This window comes from Stenotrophomonas sp. CC22-02 (assembly GCF_004365115.1).
Taxonomy (GTDB): domain Bacteria; phylum Pseudomonadota; class Gammaproteobacteria; order Xanthomonadales; family Xanthomonadaceae; genus Stenotrophomonas; species Stenotrophomonas forensis.
In genome coordinates this window covers 3472475-3487765 of the sequence record NZ_SOCO01000001.1, presented here as the reverse complement: position 1 = coordinate 3487765, position 15291 = coordinate 3472475, and the positions used below count along the sequence as shown (strand labels likewise).

The 15291-nt window shown below is 67.2% G+C and carries 16 protein-coding genes and 2 riboswitches; of the genes, 12 read left to right on the top strand and 4 right to left on the bottom strand.

The features are described 5' to 3' along the window. Positions 1-14: 14 nt before the first annotated feature. Positions 15-281, bottom strand: coding sequence for a hypothetical protein (locus N440_RS15965; RefSeq protein ID WP_133935694.1), 267 nt, complete (start codon positions 279-281; stop codon positions 15-17). Between the two features lie 155 nt (positions 282-436). On the opposite strand from N440_RS15965, the gene N440_RS15960 reads away from it, so the two are divergent. The 5 genes from N440_RS15960 (at position 437) to N440_RS15935 (ending at position 4634) form a co-directional block, all read left to right on the top strand. Further along, positions 437-937 carry a MarR family transcriptional regulator gene (locus N440_RS15960; protein WP_133935693.1) on the top strand — a complete coding sequence of 167 codons (501 nt, stop codon included), beginning with the start codon at positions 437-439 and terminating at the stop codon, positions 935-937. Beyond that, positions 934-1671 (top strand): DNA alkylation repair protein, encoded by a 738-nt coding sequence (locus N440_RS15955; protein WP_133935692.1) that lies wholly within the window; start codon positions 934-936, stop codon positions 1669-1671. Before N440_RS15960 ends, N440_RS15955 begins: the two co-directional genes overlap by 4 nt. Positions 1672-1783: 112 nt before the next feature. Continuing rightward, positions 1784-2041, top strand: coding sequence for a hypothetical protein (locus N440_RS15950; protein ID WP_006472969.1), 258 nt, complete (start codon positions 1784-1786; stop codon positions 2039-2041). Positions 2042-2336: 295 nt separating this feature from the next. Next, positions 2337-3410, top strand: a complete 1074-nt coding sequence (locus N440_RS15945) for a 3-deoxy-7-phosphoheptulonate synthase (protein ID WP_133935691.1) — start codon at positions 2337-2339, stop codon at positions 3408-3410. Positions 3411-3770: 360 nt separating this feature from the next. Next, positions 3771-4634 (top strand): hypothetical protein, encoded by an 864-nt coding sequence (locus tag N440_RS15935; RefSeq protein WP_133935689.1) that lies wholly within the window; start codon positions 3771-3773, stop codon positions 4632-4634. 31 nt (positions 4635-4665) lie between these two features. Here N440_RS15935 and N440_RS15930 read toward each other — a convergent pair whose 3' ends face one another. Then, positions 4666-5283, bottom strand: coding sequence for a trimeric intracellular cation channel family protein (locus N440_RS15930; protein WP_006472906.1), 618 nt, complete (start codon positions 5281-5283; stop codon positions 4666-4668). An 84-nt stretch (positions 5284-5367) separates the two neighbouring features. Then, a riboswitch (glycine riboswitch) is annotated at positions 5368-5471 on the bottom strand. A gap of 13 nt (positions 5472-5484) precedes the next feature. Then, positions 5485-5574, bottom strand: a riboswitch (glycine riboswitch). Positions 5575-5614: 40 nt separating this feature from the next. On the opposite strand from N440_RS15930, the gene N440_RS15925 reads away from it, so the two are divergent. Further along, positions 5615-5890: a GIY-YIG nuclease family protein gene (locus N440_RS15925; protein WP_049456845.1), complete on the top strand. Its 276-nt coding sequence runs from the start codon at positions 5615-5617 to the stop codon at positions 5888-5890. 120 nt (positions 5891-6010) lie between these two features. After that, the gene (locus N440_RS15920; protein WP_133935688.1) at positions 6011-6442 is read left to right on the top strand and encodes a nuclear transport factor 2 family protein; all 432 of its coding nucleotides are present in this window, start codon (positions 6011-6013) and stop codon (positions 6440-6442) included. A gap of 82 nt (positions 6443-6524) precedes the next feature. On the opposite strand, the gene N440_RS15915 is transcribed toward N440_RS15920, so the two are convergent. Continuing rightward, on the bottom strand, positions 6525-7805 hold the full coding sequence (locus N440_RS15915) for an NAD(P)/FAD-dependent oxidoreductase (RefSeq protein ID WP_008264780.1): 1281 nt from the start codon (positions 7803-7805) through the stop codon (positions 6525-6527). 123 nt (positions 7806-7928) lie between these two features. Here N440_RS15915 and N440_RS15910 point away from each other — a divergent pair, with 123 nt between their 5' ends. Together N440_RS15910 and N440_RS15905 are read left to right on the top strand one after the other, a co-directional pair. Further along, entirely contained in the window at positions 7929-8708 is a 780-nt protein-coding gene (locus N440_RS15910) for an NYN domain-containing protein (RefSeq protein ID WP_133935687.1), read from the top strand. A gap of 112 nt (positions 8709-8820) precedes the next feature. After that, positions 8821-9441 (top strand): glutathione S-transferase, encoded by a 621-nt coding sequence (locus N440_RS15905; RefSeq protein WP_133935686.1) that lies wholly within the window; start codon positions 8821-8823, stop codon positions 9439-9441. A 95-nt stretch (positions 9442-9536) separates the two neighbouring features. Here the strand turns inward: N440_RS15905 and N440_RS15900 are convergent, their stop codons facing one another. Then, positions 9537-11714, bottom strand: coding sequence for a primosomal protein N' (locus N440_RS15900; RefSeq protein ID WP_133936045.1), 2178 nt, complete (start codon positions 11712-11714; stop codon positions 9537-9539). 412 nt (positions 11715-12126) lie between these two features. On the opposite strand from N440_RS15900, the gene N440_RS15895 reads away from it, so the two are divergent. The 3 genes from N440_RS15895 (at position 12127) to N440_RS15885 (ending at position 15263) form a co-directional block, all read left to right on the top strand. Continuing rightward, entirely contained in the window at positions 12127-13131 is a 1005-nt protein-coding gene (locus N440_RS15895; RefSeq protein WP_133935685.1) for a hypothetical protein, read from the top strand. Continuing rightward, a complete protein-coding gene (locus N440_RS15890) occupies positions 13124-13699 on the top strand; it encodes a DUF3106 domain-containing protein (RefSeq protein WP_133935684.1) in 576 nt (191 codons plus the stop codon). Before N440_RS15895 ends, N440_RS15890 begins: the two co-directional genes overlap by 8 nt. A 199-nt stretch (positions 13700-13898) precedes the next feature. Further along, a complete protein-coding gene (locus N440_RS15885) occupies positions 13899-15263 on the top strand; it encodes an MATE family efflux transporter (protein WP_133935683.1) in 1365 nt (454 codons plus the stop codon). The last annotated feature ends 28 nt before the right edge of the window (positions 15264-15291 follow it).

Below are 15291 nucleotides of genomic sequence, written 5' to 3'. Positions count from 1 at the left end.
AACCACCTGCGACCTCAACCGCGCAACGCGCGCCGATCGAACCACACCTTGGCGATGAAGAACGTCGGCACGCCGCCATACAGCAGCCCCTTCACCCAGGGCAGGCCAGACTGGTAGGCGATCAACGCCCCTGCAGTCATGCCCACCAAGCCGATGGCGGCCGCCCTGCGCTGCCGCTGCAGCTGCTGCAGCTCCTCCTGCTGGCGCGCGGCGATCTCGGCGCGCCGGTCGTCCGGCTGCATCACGGCGCTGGCAATGGTTTCCGCTTGCGAAGGGGTCATGCTGGGATCCAGAAAGAGACTGATGTGGTTCTTATAGTGGGCCGACCGCCAAGGTCGCGTAAACGCTCTGGCATCGCAGGCGGCTTGGCAGGCGGCTTGACCCGATCCCATTCATTCGATTTATGATTAGGCGCCTAATCATGAGGGTGTGAGGCATGTTCGAAGCCAAGCATGGTGCCTTGCTGGACGAAGCGAAGCGCCGCGGCCACAGCAACGTTGCGCAGCTGCGCCTGTGCTTCCAGCTGCTGTCGCTGTCATCGTCGATCGACCACGACTGCGCCACCCGGTTGGCCCCGCATGGACTCAGCGAAGGGCGCTTCATCGTGCTGTTCCTGCTGCATGGGGCAGGTGGCACGCTGCCGCCGCATGCGCTGGCCGAGCGCGCGGGGGTCACCCGCGCCACCATCAGCGGCCTGCTTGATGGCCTGCAGCGCGAAGGCCTGCTGCAGCGTCGCAGTGATGCCGAGGATGGCCGCCGCCTGCAGATCGTACTGACCGCAAAGGGCACGCGCCTGGCGGAAACCCTGTTCGAACGGCACACACAGTGGATCGGTGGCCTGTTCGATGGCCTGGATGCGTCCGAGCAGCAGCAGCTTTCGCAGCTGCTGCACAAGGTCTGGCTGCACACCGACGCCGGGCGCGGGAGCGGGGCATGAGTGCGATGACCACGCAACGCCAGCACGCGCTCAACAGCGGCCGCATTGCGACGACCCATCTGGCCGAGTGCCTGGCGGTAGACTTCGGTGAGTTGCTGCGGTGTGTGGCGCCGTCGCTTGAACCGGCAGCGCTGCAGCGCATGCGGGACGCCTCAGGCAAGGGCATCACGCTGCGCATGGCCTTGGCCGCGCAACTGCTGCGTGAGGCGGGGCAGGGCGCGCCTGCGCTCTGGCAGTATCACAGCTCCGATACCGTGCGCGGCTGGGCCTGCTACCTGATCGGCAGTGATGCCCGTGCAACCTTGGCAGAGAAGCTGCAGCAGATGCGCACGCTGGCCGATGACCCGCACTTCGGCGTGCGCGAATGGGCGTGGCTGGCGTTGCGCGCGGACATCGTTGCTGCGCCGTTGCAGGCGTTTGAGCACCTGCGCCCTTGGACGCAGGAGGCATCGCCCTGCCTGCGCCGGTTCGCCTGCGAAGCACTGCGTCCGCGCGGTGTGTGGGCCACGCACATCGCGCCGTTCAAGCAGCATCCAGAACACGCGTTGCCGCTGCTGGAAGCGCTGGCCGACGATCCGGATCGCTACGTACAGGACTCGGTAGGCAACTGGCTCAACGATGCGGGCAAGACGCAGCCGCAGTGGCTGCGTGACCTGTGCGCGCGCTGGCAGCGCGAGCACCCCAGCGCCGCCAACGCCTACATCCGCAAGCGCGCACTGCGCTCGCTGCGGTAGTGCCGGCCGCTGGCCGGCTACCCCGGACCGTTCAAGCGGGCATGGCACATGCGCCTGTCACCCAGACACGGTAAACAGGGTGCTGCCCCTGTCATCCGCACGGAAGTCGATCATGCAGAGCACGCTCCAGGTCACGCTGTTCGGCCCTCTGGGTGAAACCCCGGCGTTGCAGCTGCCGGAACACGAGGGGCCGTCGGTGGCCATTCCCGAAGCGGTGCTGCGGCGGCTGGTCTCCGACCTCTACACCGCGCGCTCGCTGCTCAACCCCGAGCAGCTGGACGAGGCCCGGCAGGAGCTGGGCCGGGTGCTGGAGCGCTGGGCCGACATCCATGAAGGCCTGCTGCTGGATGTGGAAGTGCATGGCAGATGAGCGACTTCGCGTGGTTGCCGCCGCATGGGCCGGGCCGGCGCGCACCTCGCTGAACCGCGTCCCCAGTTGCGGATGAAACATTTTGCACTGCGCAAAAGCTGTGCTATCAATACACCCCATGAACGCAGCCGCCGCCCGCTTTTACTGGTATTACTTTCCGAAGCCTCTGGCGGAGGAAGGACTGCGCTCACCCTGAAGAAAGCTTCAGACGCATTCCCGAAAGCCGCCAGCGAACCTGGCGGCTTTTTTCATGCCGCCACGCTGGGGACCCCCAACGTTCCGGAGAACCCCCGCAATGCCCCCGCACACCGACGACCTGCGTATCCGCACCATCGAACCGCTGACACCGCCCGCCCAGCTGCTGGCGATGCTGCCGTGTGACGATGAAGCCTCCGACACCGTCAGCGCCTCGCGCGCGGCCCTGCACCAGATCCTGCATGGCCGTGATGACCGCCTGGCCGTGGTGGTCGGCCCGTGCTCGATCCACGATCCGCACGCTGCCATCGAGTACGCCCAACGCCTGAAGCCACTGCGCGATGCGCTGGCCGGCGAACTGGAAATCGTCATGCGCGTGTACTTCGAGAAGCCGCGCACCACGGTGGGCTGGAAGGGCCTGATCAACGATCCGGACCTGGACGGCAGCTTCAGGATCGACAAGGGCCTGCGCATCGCCCGCGGCCTGCTGCGCGACATCAACAAGCTCGGCCTGCCGGCCGGTGTCGAGTTCCTCGATGTGATCTCGCCGCAGTACATCGCCGACCTGGTGGCCTGGGGCGCGATCGGCGCACGTACTACCGAAAGCCAGGTGCACCGCGAACTGGCCTCGGGGCTGTCGTGCCCGGTCGGCTTCAAGAACGGCACTGATGGCAACGTCAAGATCGCTGCTGACGCGGTGGGGGCTGCCTCCAATCCGCATCATTTCCTGTCGGTCACCAAGCAGGGCGGCACCGCCATCGTGTCGACCACCGGCAATCCGGATTGCCACGTGATCCTGCGCGGCGGCAAGCAGCCGAACTACGACGCAGGCAGCGTCGCCGAGGCCTGCCAGGCGCTGGCCAAGGCCAAGCTGCCGACCCGCCTGATGATCGACGCCAGCCACGCCAACAGCCTGAAGAACCCGGACAACCAGCCGAAGGTGATCGACGACATCGCCGTTCAGCTGGAAGACGGCGAACAGCGCATCGTTGGCGTGATGATCGAGAGCCATCTGGTTGGTGGCCGCCAGGAACTGGTGGAAGGCCAGCCGCTGGTCTACGGGCAGAGCATCACCGATGGCTGCATCGACTGGGATACCACCGTGACGGTGCTGGAGCGACTGGCTGCAGCCGTGCGCGCCCGTCGTGAAGTGAAGGTGTCCGAAGCCGCCTGATGGAAGCCGCTTGAGTGCGGCACGCGTGTGGATGGTGGCCAGCGCCTGCGGGGGTGCGGCCGCGATCAGGGCCGGTCGGAGTTGGAGGCCGGCCCATCTGCACCGGCGATGCGCCTGGCGCTGCGCATGAGCGACAGCGCCAGGTACATCGCCGGGGTGGCAGGATCCACCGCCTGCGTGGATGCCGCCCTTTGTAGCGTCGAGCCATGCTCGACCATCGCGTGAAGCGCGGGCGATGCAGTAGATCCACGCCATGCGTGGATATCGGCATGCCATGCGACAGGATTTCGGAAAAGTTGTATGGAGTCTCTTTGCGGGTTGGGCCGAAGATCAAGGTCCCACCCGCACTGGACTCCATCAATGCATGTCTTCCCTGACGACAGCCCGCAGGGTGTGAAGTCCCGCTCGATCTCCTGTGAGGCGGCCGTGGCGCTTGTACGCTCGAGGGGAGGTGGGATTGCCGAGAAGATGGTGTCGGTCATCGAGGACTGGTTTGAGCCCTCTTCTGCTTCGAAGACGGCTGACCTGCTTGCGGAGCTTGATGAAAGAATCGAAAGCTATCGCCACCAGGGAGATCAGGCGCTTCTGCGTACTACCCTGAAAGCACGGGCGATGATCGCGGCTTCTGCCGACGGAGAGCCGGATGAGTGCGAATCCCTGTTCAAGGTGGTTCCCGCCGCCTCCCTCGTCGGCAATTGGAAGTCGGACTGCAGAACGCACTGCGTGATCGTCGATGGCGATCTATGCGTGGAGGGAGTGCTGGCGCTCAACGATTTGAATGAGGCACTTTGTGTGATCATTCTTGGAAGCCTCAAGACCCGGAATCTTGAATGTGGTGGCTGGCTGTTTGTACGGTACAATCTCGACTGTGAGCATCTCCACGCTTGCTCGCTCAACGATGGAATACTGGCCGTCGGCGGAAACGTCAGCGTGCGGACCTTTCTCGAGACAGGCACCTATACGCATGTGGAGGGCGATCTCCGGGCGCTGTTCCTCTCCACCGTTCAGAACGAGATCGTTGTTGAAGGCCAGATCCACTCCCCGGAATTCAATAGGAGATCAGATCCTGACTACCTGTCTGGATGGGTTGATCCCGGGTTGCTTGAAGAGATCGAAGTCGATTGCAGCAACGGTGGGATCCCATGGAATGTCTATCCGTCAGAGGCCTACCGGCGGCGCATCCTGGCAGGGGAGAGCCCGATGAGTGTCAACCTGCAGGGTTGAACCACGAGGCCCCACGCCTGGCACACAGCATTCAATGCACCTCGTCGTGGTACACGAACTTCGGCATTTCCCAGCGGTAGTGGATCGCCAGCAGGCGCAGCGCGAAGCCGCCGCCGAGGCAGCACAGGATCGCGGTCGCGTCGGCCACGCCCCAATGCAGCAGCAACAGGTACACCGCGCCGGTCAGCAACGAAATGATCGCGTACAGCTCCTTCTGGAAGATCAGCGGCACCTCGTTGCAGAGGATGTCGCGCAGCACGCCGCCGAACGCGCCGGTCAGCATGCCGGCGATCAGCACGATGGGCGTGGCATGGCCGGCCTCGCGCGCGATCGAGCAGCCGATCAGGGTGAAGGCGATCAGGCCCAGCCCGTCGAGCACCAGGAAGGTGCGGCGGAAGTGGTGCATCCAGCGCGCTACCCAGGTGGCGATCAGCGCCGCGCACACGGTGAAGGCGAGATACTCGGGATGCTTCACCCAGCCCAGCGGATAGTGGCCGAGCAGGATGTCGCGCAGCGAGCCGCCCCCTAGGGCGGTGACGCAGGCGATCATGACCACGCCGAACAGGTCCATGCGGCGGCGGCCGGCGGACAGCGCGCCGGTCATGGCTTCGGCGGAAATGGCGATCAGGTAGATGATGGACAACAGCATGGGGCAGGCTCCGGGCGCGGTGGGGCCGGCCATGCGCGACTACCGCCACTGCCTGCGCAATGACGGGATGACGATGACCGGTGCCGCTCCCGCTGTCCTTTTGCCTGAGAGTTCAGCGGCGTTGGCCGCGTGCCCCTTCGGCGGATCGTCCCGGGCGTGCCCGGTGACCTCTCTCCAGCTCGGCGAGTCGAATGCATGGTTGATGGGATTCCAGCCCACCGGCCTGAGCGATCATGGGAGCCTGCGCCTTCGGCGGGCGCCAGCGCGGCGCCTCTCTCCTGCATTCGGGCGCCAGTATATCCGCTGCAGTGCAGCACGGCATAATCCGGCCATGGCCCCGTCCCTCCGCCCGTGGTTCCTGTACCTGCTCGAATGCCGCGATGGCAGCTATTACGCCGGGATCAGCACCGACGTGGAGGCACGTTTCGCTGCCCACCAGGCCGGCAAGGGCGCGCGCTACACCCGGGCCCGCCCGCCGCTGCGCGTGCTGGCCGTGCGCGAGTACCCGGACCGGGCCGCCGCCTCGCGCGCCGAATGGCAGCTCAAGCAGCAGCCGCGCGAACGCAAGCTGGCCTGGCTGCAGGCACCCGCCGGAACGCTGCTGTAGATCCACGCCCACGCTCGGTTCCGGCTTGCCGACATCGCCGGACCCGTAGATCCACGCCATGCGTGGATGGGCTATCCGGCCCATGCGATGATCGCCCCGCGCCCAGAGCTGGAGACCCGGATGTCCACGATTGCCCTGCTGTACGCTCTTTCCGCATCATCGAGTCCCGCCGCCGACCCAGCCACGATCGCGGCCATCGAAGCCACCTGCCACGACTACGTCGACGGCCAGTTGGAAGCCGATCCGCAGCGCGTCGCCCGTTCCCTGCATCCGGACCTGGCCAAGCGTGCCGTGCTCGGCGATACACCCGACGAACGCCTGGGCCTGCGCCGCATGTCGAAGGAAGAGCTGGTCTCGCTGACGAAGCAGGGCGCGCTGAAGACCCCGAAGGATCAATGGGACCGCCGCTGCACGGTGCTGGACGTAACCGGCAATGCAGCCTCGGTACGACTGGAAACCCCGTGGTTCGTCGACTACTTCCACATGGGGCGCTTCGACCAGCGCTGGGTCATCGTCAACGCGTTGTGGTACCCGAAGCCGAAGGCGCAGTAGAGCCGGGCCTACGCTCGGCTTCTACACTCCGCGCGAAGTGCAGCCGAGCATGGCTCGTCTCCACAGGAACATGCGCGCGGCCCTATCGCCTTGGCCGTCGGTCTTCCTGGTCATCTCCAAAGATGATGCGTGCGCTGCGCTGGTAGCTCCAGTACGCCACCGCCCAGTTCAGCAGCACCACGATGCGGTTGCGGAAGCCGATCAGGAAGAACACGTGCGCGGCCAGCCAGAACCACCAGGCCAGGATGCCCGACAGCTGCAGCCGGCCCAGGTGCACGATCGCGGCCATGCGGCCGATGGTGGCCAGGTTGCCGTAGTCGGCGTACTTGAACGGACCGGGCGCGGGCTTGCCGTGCAGGCGCGCGCGGATCACCTCGGCCACGTACTTGCCCATCTGCTTGGCGGCAGGGGCCACGCCGGGCACCGGCTTGCCATTGGCCTGGTTCAGTGCGGCCAGGTCACCGGCCACGAACAGTTCCGGATGATCGGGCAGGGTCAGGTCCGGCTGCACCTGCACGCGTCCGGCGCGGTCCAGCGGCACGTCCAGCGTGCGCGCCAGCGGCGAGGCGGCCACACCGGCGGCCCACACCACGGTGCGGGCCGGCACGAACTGCTCGCCCAGCTTGAAGCCCTGGCTGTCGATGTCGCTCACCGGGGTGCCGGTCAGCACTTCCACGCCGAGTTTTTCCAGCTGCCGGCGCGCCTTCAGCGAAAGTACTTCGGGGAACGAGGACAGCACGCGTGGGCCGGCCTCGACCAGTCGCACCTTGGCGCTGGCCGGGTCGATATGGCGGAACTCGTTGCGCAGCGTGTGCCGTGCGATCTCGGCCAGCGTGCCGGCCAGTTCGACACCGGTGGGGCCACCGCCGACGATGGCGAAACTCAGCCAGGCGGCCTTTTTTGCCGGGTCCGGTTCGGCCTCGGCACGCTCGAACGCCAGCAGCAGTTTGCGGCGCAGTGCGATGGCATCGTCCAGGGTTTTCAGGCCGGGCGCATCATCGGCCCATTGGTCGTTGCCGAAGTAGGCGTGGGTGGCGCCGGTGGCCAGCAGCAGGCTGTCGTAGTCCAGCGTGCTGCCATCGGCCATGCGGATCTGCCGGGCCTGCTTGTCGATGGCCACCACTTCGCCGAGGCGGACTTCCACATTGCGCTGGTGGCCAAGGATATGGCGCAGCGGTGCCGCGATGTCCGGCGCGGACAAGCCGGCGGTGGCCACCTGGTACAGCAGCGGCTGGAACAGGTGATGGTTGCGGCGGTCGACCAGGGTGATGCGTATGCGCTCGCGGGCCAGGGCACGGGTGGCCCAGAGACCGGCAAAACCACCGCCGACAACGACCAGGTGGGGGACGCGCTCACGACTCATCGACTCACTCCAGTGGGGGCATTGGGGGAAGCGCCTGGCATCTTCGCACGGCGGCCGCCTGTCACGTCAGCGCCCGCGTGGATCGGCGATACTCGGGTTCAGGCAACGTCCCGTGAGGAGCCCATGAGCGAACCGGAAAAGCGCATCGCCCTGTTGATCGACGCCGACAACGCGCCGGCCTCGAAGATCGACGAAGTGCTGGCCGAAGTGGCCCGCTACGGCGTGGCCAACGTGCGCCGCGCCTACGGCAACTGGAAGAGCCCGCGGTTGAAGGGCTGGGAAGCGGTGCTGCACGAGTATGCGATCCGCCCGATCCAGCAGTTCGCCTACAGCAAGGGCAAGAATGCCTCGGACATGGCGATGGTGATCGATGCCATGGACCTGCTGTACGCGCGCAACCTCGATGGATTCGCCATCGTCTCCAGCGATGCCGATTTCACCCCGATGGTGATGCGGCTGCTGACCGATGGCGTGAAGGTGTATGGCTTCGGCGAGAAGAAGACACCCGAACCGTTCGTCAACGCGTGCTCGAAATTCACTTATCTGGAGGCACTGGGCCAGACCCATGCCAGCGTGCCGGATGCCGAACAGGCCTCCAGCGAACAGGCCTCCAACGAACCGGTGACCAACGATGATGCACGGCCGCGCAAGAGCAGTGCGGAAATGCGCAGCGACACCCGGCTGGTGAAGATGCTGCGTCGTGCGGTGTCGGCGGCCGAGGGCGAGGATGGCTGGTCGCACCTGGGTCCGGTCGGCAGCCAGATCGGCAACCAGGCCTCGTTCGATCCGCGCAACTATGGCTACGGCAAGTTGAGCGATCTGTTGGCGGCGATCGGCCTGTTCGAACTGAAGAAGGACGGCAAATCCTCCTACGTGCGCGCGCTGCCCAAAAAGAACAGGTAGTGCCGGCCGCTGGCCGGCAGCGTCCAGATGCCAGATCCCGCATCCGGCACGCACACACCCACACCGATCAGGCGTATCGTTGCCGCTCGCATTGCCAGCAGGGAATACCCGCATGTTGAAGATCTGGGGCCGTCGCAATTCCAGCAACGTCCGCAAGGTGCTGTGGTGTGCCGAGGAGATCGGCCTGCCGTATGAGTCCATCGAAGTCGGTGGCAGCCACGGTGGCACGCAGACGCCGGAGTACCTGGCGATGAATCCCAACAGCCTGGTGCCGGTGATCGAAGACCACGGCCTGCCGCTGTGGGAATCGAACGCGATCGTGCGCTACCTGAGCGCGCGCTACGCGCTGGGCACGCTGTACGCCGAAGACCCGATGCAGCGCGCCCAGGCCGAGAAGTGGATGGACTGGAGCACCTCGCGGATGGCGCCGATCTACAGTGACCTGATCTGGGGCATCATGCGCACCGCGCCGGCCGACCGTGATGAAGCGCGGATCAATGCCGCCATCGTGCGCGCCGGCGATTATCTGGCGATGGCCGACGCGACCTTGGCGACGCAGCCGTGGCTGTCCGGTGATACGTTCGCGATGGGCGACATCCCGCTGGGTTCGCTGATCTATGCCTGGTTCGAACTGCCGATCCAGCGCCCGGAACTGCCGCACCTGGCGGCCTGGTATGCGCGCCTGTGCGAACGTCCGGCCTACCAGCGCGGCGTGATGTCGCCGCTGACGTAAGCGGTGGCGTTGGGCGTAGAGTCGAGCTTGCTCGACTGCGTCTGGCGCACGGCAGTCGAGCAAGCTCGACTCTACGCAGTACCGGTTGCCAGACCTCAATACAGATCGGTCGGATCCACATCCAGCGACCAGCGCACCTTGCGCGCTTCCGGCAGCGCATACAGCTGCGGCACCAGCTGTGCCAGCACGCCGTGCAGTGGCGGCCGCTGCAGTGCCGACAGCAGCAGCTGCGTGCGCTGGTAACCGGCACGGCGCGGCATCGGCGCCGGCATCGGCCCGTAGGCCTCCACCGCGTTCTGCTCGCCCAGCAGTTGCCGCGCCGCCAGCAGGAAGGCGTTGGCGTGCTCGACCTGCTGCGCTTCCGCGCGCATCAGCGCCAGGTGCGCGAAGGGCGGGAAGCCGGCGGCCTGGCGCTGGTTCAACTCGGCCTGCGCGAACGGGTGGTAACCACCGTTCACCAGGGTCTCCAGCAGCGGATGCCCGGGATGATGGGTCTGCAGCCAGACTTCGCCCGGGTCGCGTGCACGGCCGGCGCGGCCGGCCACCTGGATCAACTGCTGCGCCAGTTTCTCGCTGGCACGGAAGTCGGCCGAGAACAGGCCCTCATCGATGCCCACCACCACTACAAGGGTCAGCTTGGGCAGGTCGTGGCCCTTGGCCAGGATCTGCGTGCCGACCAGGATGCCGGGCCGGTCGCCCAGCTTCGCCAGCTGCTGTTCCAATGCATCGCGGCGCGAGGTGGTGCCACGGTCGATGCGCACCACCGGGAAATCGGCGAAGGCCGCAGTGAGATGCTCTTCCAGGCGTTCGGTGCCGATGCCCTGCGGTTGCAGCGCCAGGCTGCCGCAGGCGGGGCATGCCAACGGTGCCGGTTGCCGTGCACCGCAGTGGTGGCACTGCAGGCGACGGCCGCCGCCATGCACGGTCATCGGTGCATCGCAGCGGTTGCACGGGGCGGTCCAGCCACAGTCGTGGCACAGCAGCACCGGCGCATAGCCGCGGCGGTTCTTGAACACCAGTACCTGCTGGCCACGCTGCAGGTGCTCGCCGATGCCGGCCAGCACATCGGCGGAGAGACCGTCATGCAGTGGCCGCTTGCGTACATCGAGGATGCGCACGCGCGGTGGCCGCGCATCGCCGGCGCGCTGTTTCAGGCGCAGGTGGGTGTAGCGCCCGGCATAGGCGTTGTGCAGGGTTTCCAGCGAGGGCGTGGCGCTGCCCAGCAACACCGGAATGCCCAGTGCCTTGGCCCGCACCAGGGCGAAATCGCGTGCGTGATAGCGGATGCCGTCCTGCTGCTTGTAGCTGCCGTCGTGTTCCTCGTCGACGATCAGCAGGCCGGCCTGCGGCAGTGGCGTGAACACCGCCGAACGCGTGCCGACGATGACCCGTGCCTCGCCACGCGAAGCGGCGGCCCAGACGCGCGCGCGCTCGTTGTCGTTCAACCCCGAATGCAGTGCGTGCACGGCGATGCCGAGGCGGCCGCGGAACCGCGCCAGGGTCTGCGGGGTCAGGCCGATTTCCGGCACCAGCACCAGCGCCTGCCGGCCCTGGGCCAGGCACTGGATGATCGCCTGCAGATAGACCTCGGTCTTGCCGCTGCCGGTCACGCCATCCAGCAGGAATGGCTGGAAGCCTTCGGCGGCGTTGATCGCGGCCACGGCCTCGGCCTGGTCCGGATTGAGCGTGGGGCCGGGCAGCGGCTGCGCGTGCTGCGGCGCCACGCTGAGCGCAACGCGCTCGGCCAGCTCGCGCTTGGCCAGGCTGCGCGCGGCAGTGCGCCAGTCCTGCATGCGCTCGCCCAGCACATCTTCATCCACCACGGCCTCGGCCAGCAGCTCAGCCAACTGGCGCGGGCGGCTGCCGGCGCGCAGTTTTTCACGCTGGGCGCGACCTTCGTGGGTCAGCTGCCAACCCCAGTGATGGGTCTCGGGCAGGGCCTCGCCATGGCGCAGCGGGCCGGGCAGGGCGGTGCTCAATACCTCGCCCAGCGGTGCGTGGGTGTAGCGCGCCAGCCATTGCAGGCTCTGCCACAGCTCGCCCTGCAGCAGCGGTTGCGGGTCACACCAGGCCAGCGCCTGGCGCAGCCCCTGGCCGTCGTCGGCCTGGCCGTGGCCAACCACCACGCCGACCAGCTCGCGGTTGCCGAAGGGCACCTTCATGCGGCAGCCGACCACCACCGCAGGGGCGTCGCCCTCCGGCGACAGGTAGTCGAACAGGCGCGGCAGCGGGACGGGCAGGGCGACCTGCAGGGTCGGAATCGGTGAAAGCATCGGGCCAGTGTAACGGGCCATGCGCGGACGGATGGCGGGACCTGGGGCACTCGAGCGCCGTCGGTTGAATCATAAATGTCACCTAAATATCGGTGTCCATTGGAGATTCAGTCTTATCCACATGTTCTGTGGATAACGTTGTGCGTTACCGGTCGACGGGGGCGCAGGAGGCCGATGGCGACGGCCTCATGCCTGGGTTGGTCAAAAAATCGCCACATGAGAAAGTCAATATAAATCAATGTGTTATGTGTGAAACATTGCTGAAACAGAGTGGATTCAGCTCGATGCCCCAGTTTTGCCCGAGGGGGGCGTGGTGCTGTGCACAACCTGCAGCACGAAGTGCCAGCGGGCGCAAGTCCTACGGGCGTCGATGGCCTGCCGCTATCATGCCGGCAGACCTTTGGAGTGACCGATGACGGCTGTGCCCGCCCCTGTTTCCTCGACCGCGGCCGGCGCGCTGTCGGCGTTCCTGCGTGGTGTTGAACGCCGTGCCCTGGTGGTGGCTGAACTGCAGTGCGGCGATGCCGCCCGCGCCGAGCAGACCCTGGTGGCGGTGATGCGCGCGTTTGCCGCGGTGGCCAGCGACCTGCCGATGGCGCAGTGGCCAACCCGCTTCTGGACCCTGCTGGGCCAGCGCCAGGCATTGCGCGAGCCGGTGGGCGGCCAGTGGGCGCCGCCCTTGGCCGCGCTGGGCGGGATGGACCCGCTGCCGCGCCTGGCCTTGTTGCTGCGGGTGGGCGGCAGTCTGGACGAAGGCATCGCCATGCGCGTGCTGGACCAGGACGAAGCGGGCTACCAGCACCTGCTGGCCGATGCCTGCCCGCGCGATGTGCACGGCCAGCCCGACGCGTCGGCCTGGCGCCAACTGGCCGAACAGGTGCAGCTGCGCATCCGCGACCTGCCGGCCAAGCGCCTGCAGCAGCTGCAGCAGCCGGCCGCACCGGCCGCCGCCAGTGATGCCCCGACCTCCAGCTGGCGCGCACCGCCGCAGGAAGCGCGTGCCGCCGCCAACGGCAAGCGCCGCCGCCCGACTGCCAAGCCGCGCTGGCGCGGTCCGCTGATCCTGCTGCTGACCGTAGCGGTGCTGCTGGCGGCGGCGCTGGGCTGGCGCTACCTGCAGGGCCATTCGTTCGGTGCCGCGGCGCCGTTGCCGGAAGGCGTGGTCGGCGAGGCCGGCCCGGTCACGGTGGAGGCGTTGCCGCCGAGCACGGTCAATGCCACGCCGGATACGACGCCGTCCCAGGCCGCAGACGACGCCACGATGCTGGCCGACCGCGACTACCCGCTGCTGGCCGATGCCGATCTGTATGCGTGGACCGCCGCAGGTGGTCCGCTGCCGGTGGACGAATCGCAATCCAGGCCGAGCCGGCCCGAGCCGGCCAGTGCCACGCTGGAAACCACCGCTGCCGATGAATAAGACCCTGTTCGCCAGCCTGCTGCTGGCCCTGCCGCTGTCGCTGTCCGCCGCACCGCAGACCTTGAATGTGCCTCTGCCTGCGCCGGCGCCCGGGGTTGAGGCGACAGCACCGACCCCGGCCGCCGCGCCGTCGGCCTTCGCGCAGCTGGATGCAGCGCAGCAGCGCCAGCGACGTGCCGACTACGCCGCGTGGCGGGCACTTCCGGAAGGCGAGCGTGAGCGCATCCGCCAGGCCGCAGCGCGATTCAACGCGCTGCCCGCCGACCAGCAGCAGCGCCTGCGCCAGCAGTTCCAGGCGCAGGACCAGGCCTTCCGCGAAGGCTGGCGACTGGGCCCGCAGCTGGGCCTGGTGTTTCCCAAGCTGCATGGCCTGTTCGGCTACGTGCCGCCGCAACAGCGCGAGGCGGCCCTGGCCGTGCTGCGCCAGCTCAGCCCGGCCCAGCTGGCACAGCTGACCCTGGTCGCACAGCGCACGCCGCCGCAGGAACGCGACACGGTGCGCAGCGCCTTCCTCGCCGTGCCCGCCGCCGAGCGTGACACCTGGCTCAAGCGCCAGGCCGGACAGTAAAAAAGGGGACGGAGGGGATTAAGTCGTATTCGGAACAATTGGGTCTGAAACGACTTAATCCCCTCCGTCCCCTTTTTGTGGCTGGAACCCAGCATTCACGCCGTTTCATGGGAATGCGCGCGCTGCGCGCGTAAGATGACCGGCCGCAACCCGGTGCCTGTGCCCTTCGCGCGCAACCGTAGTTCGCGTCAAGCACCTTATGTCTACTGCAACCCCCACGCCGCGCTTCGGCAAGGAAGTCGGCGCCACCGGTCTGCTCGCCCTGCCGCTTGTGCTGGGCCATGTCTCCACCGGCCTGATCTCCTTCGTCGACAACGTGATTGCCGGCCACCACGCCACCGCGACCCTGGCCGCGGTGACCATCGGCACTGCCCTGCTGTGGCTGCCGATGCTGATCCCGATCGGCACCCTGATCTCGCTCACTGCCTCGGTGTCGCAGCTGCACGGCGCTGGCCGCGAGCGCGAGATCGGCCCGCTGTTCCGCCAGGCACTGTGGCTGGCGTTGGGCCTTGGCCTGATCATGTTCACCTTCCTCACCGTGGTGCCGCCGCTGCTGCCGGCCTTCGGCATCGCACCGGACATCGTGCCGGGCGCGACCGCGTTCCTGCATGCGGTGCGCTGGGGCGGCCCGGCGCTGACCCTGTACTTCTGCATGCGCTACCTGAGCGAGGGCATGCACTGGACGCTGCCGACCATGCTGCTTGGCTTCGGCGGCCTGCTGGTGCTGGCGCCGATGGGCTATGTGCTGGCCAACGGCAAGCTCGGCTTCCCGGAAATGGGTGCCGAAGGCCTCGGCATCGCCTCGGCGGTGATGATGTGGCTGCAGGCGATCGCCTTCGCTACCTACATGTGGTTCACCAAGCGCTTCGCCCACCTGCAGCTGTTCTCGCACTTCGAAGGGCCGCGCTGGAAGGCGATCTGGGAACTGCTGCGCACCGGCCTGCCGATCGGCATCACCGTGCTGATGGAAGGTGGTCTGTTCATCGTCACCGCGCTGCTGATCGGCCGCCTGGGTGCCAACGAGGCGGCCGCGCACCAGATCGCGATCAACGTCGCGCAGCTGTGCTTCATGATCCCGATGGGCGTGGCCGAGGCCACTACCGTGCGCGTCGGCCATGCCGTCGGCCGTGGTGATGGCTTCGGTGTGCGGCGTGCGGCGTGGGCGGGTTACGCGATCATCATGGGCACGCAGACGCTGTCGGCGGCGGTACTGCTGTTCGGCCACGATGCCATCGTCGGGGTGTATACCAACGATCTGGCGGTGGCCGGCCTGGCCTCGACCCTGCTGCTGTACGCGGCCACCTTCCAGTTCCCGGATGGCATCCAGGTGCTGTCGGCCGGCGCGTTGCGCGGTCTGAAGGACACCCGCGTACCGATGTTCATCGCCATGTTCGCGTACTGGGGCCTGGGCATGCCGCTCGGCGCCGGGCTCGGCCTGGGCCTGGGCATGGGCCCGCAGGGCATGTGGATCGGCCTGATCGTGGGCCTGACCGCGGCCGCCATCCTGATGGGCTGGCGCCTGCGCCGCAGCAGCCTGCGCATCGGCCAGTCCACCCTGTCCTGATCCTTCCTTCCTGCCCGCCATGCTGACC

What these genes read in the sequence shown, in the direction of transcription:
- N440_RS15965 (WP_133935694.1), bottom strand. Translation starts at nt 281, where the DNA reads ATGACCCCTTCGCAAGCGGAAACCATTGCCAGCGCCGTGATGCAGCCG.
- N440_RS15960 (WP_133935693.1), top strand. Translation starts at nt 437, where the DNA reads ATGTTCGAAGCCAAGCATGGTGCCTTGCTGGACGAAGCGAAGCGCCGC.
- N440_RS15955 (WP_133935692.1), top strand. Translation starts at nt 934, where the DNA reads ATGAGTGCGATGACCACGCAACGCCAGCACGCGCTCAACAGCGGCCGC.
- N440_RS15950 (WP_006472969.1), top strand. Translation starts at nt 1,784, where the DNA reads ATGCAGAGCACGCTCCAGGTCACGCTGTTCGGCCCTCTGGGTGAAACC.
- N440_RS15945 (WP_133935691.1), top strand. Translation starts at nt 2,337, where the DNA reads ATGCCCCCGCACACCGACGACCTGCGTATCCGCACCATCGAACCGCTG.
- N440_RS15935 (WP_133935689.1), top strand. Translation starts at nt 3,771, where the DNA reads ATGCATGTCTTCCCTGACGACAGCCCGCAGGGTGTGAAGTCCCGCTCG.
- N440_RS15930 (WP_006472906.1), bottom strand. Translation starts at nt 5,283, where the DNA reads ATGCTGTTGTCCATCATCTACCTGATCGCCATTTCCGCCGAAGCCATG.
- N440_RS15925 (WP_049456845.1), top strand. Translation starts at nt 5,615, where the DNA reads ATGGCCCCGTCCCTCCGCCCGTGGTTCCTGTACCTGCTCGAATGCCGC.
- N440_RS15920 (WP_133935688.1), top strand. Translation starts at nt 6,011, where the DNA reads ATGTCCACGATTGCCCTGCTGTACGCTCTTTCCGCATCATCGAGTCCC.
- N440_RS15915 (WP_008264780.1), bottom strand. Translation starts at nt 7,805, where the DNA reads ATGAGTCGTGAGCGCGTCCCCCACCTGGTCGTTGTCGGCGGTGGTTTT.
- N440_RS15910 (WP_133935687.1), top strand. Translation starts at nt 7,929, where the DNA reads ATGAGCGAACCGGAAAAGCGCATCGCCCTGTTGATCGACGCCGACAAC.
- N440_RS15905 (WP_133935686.1), top strand. Translation starts at nt 8,821, where the DNA reads ATGTTGAAGATCTGGGGCCGTCGCAATTCCAGCAACGTCCGCAAGGTG.
- N440_RS15900 (WP_133936045.1), bottom strand. Translation starts at nt 11,714, where the DNA reads ATGCTTTCACCGATTCCGACCCTGCAGGTCGCCCTGCCCGTCCCGCTG.
- N440_RS15895 (WP_133935685.1), top strand. Translation starts at nt 12,127, where the DNA reads ATGACGGCTGTGCCCGCCCCTGTTTCCTCGACCGCGGCCGGCGCGCTG.
- N440_RS15890 (WP_133935684.1), top strand. Translation starts at nt 13,124, where the DNA reads ATGAATAAGACCCTGTTCGCCAGCCTGCTGCTGGCCCTGCCGCTGTCG.
- N440_RS15885 (WP_133935683.1), top strand. Translation starts at nt 13,899, where the DNA reads ATGTCTACTGCAACCCCCACGCCGCGCTTCGGCAAGGAAGTCGGCGCC.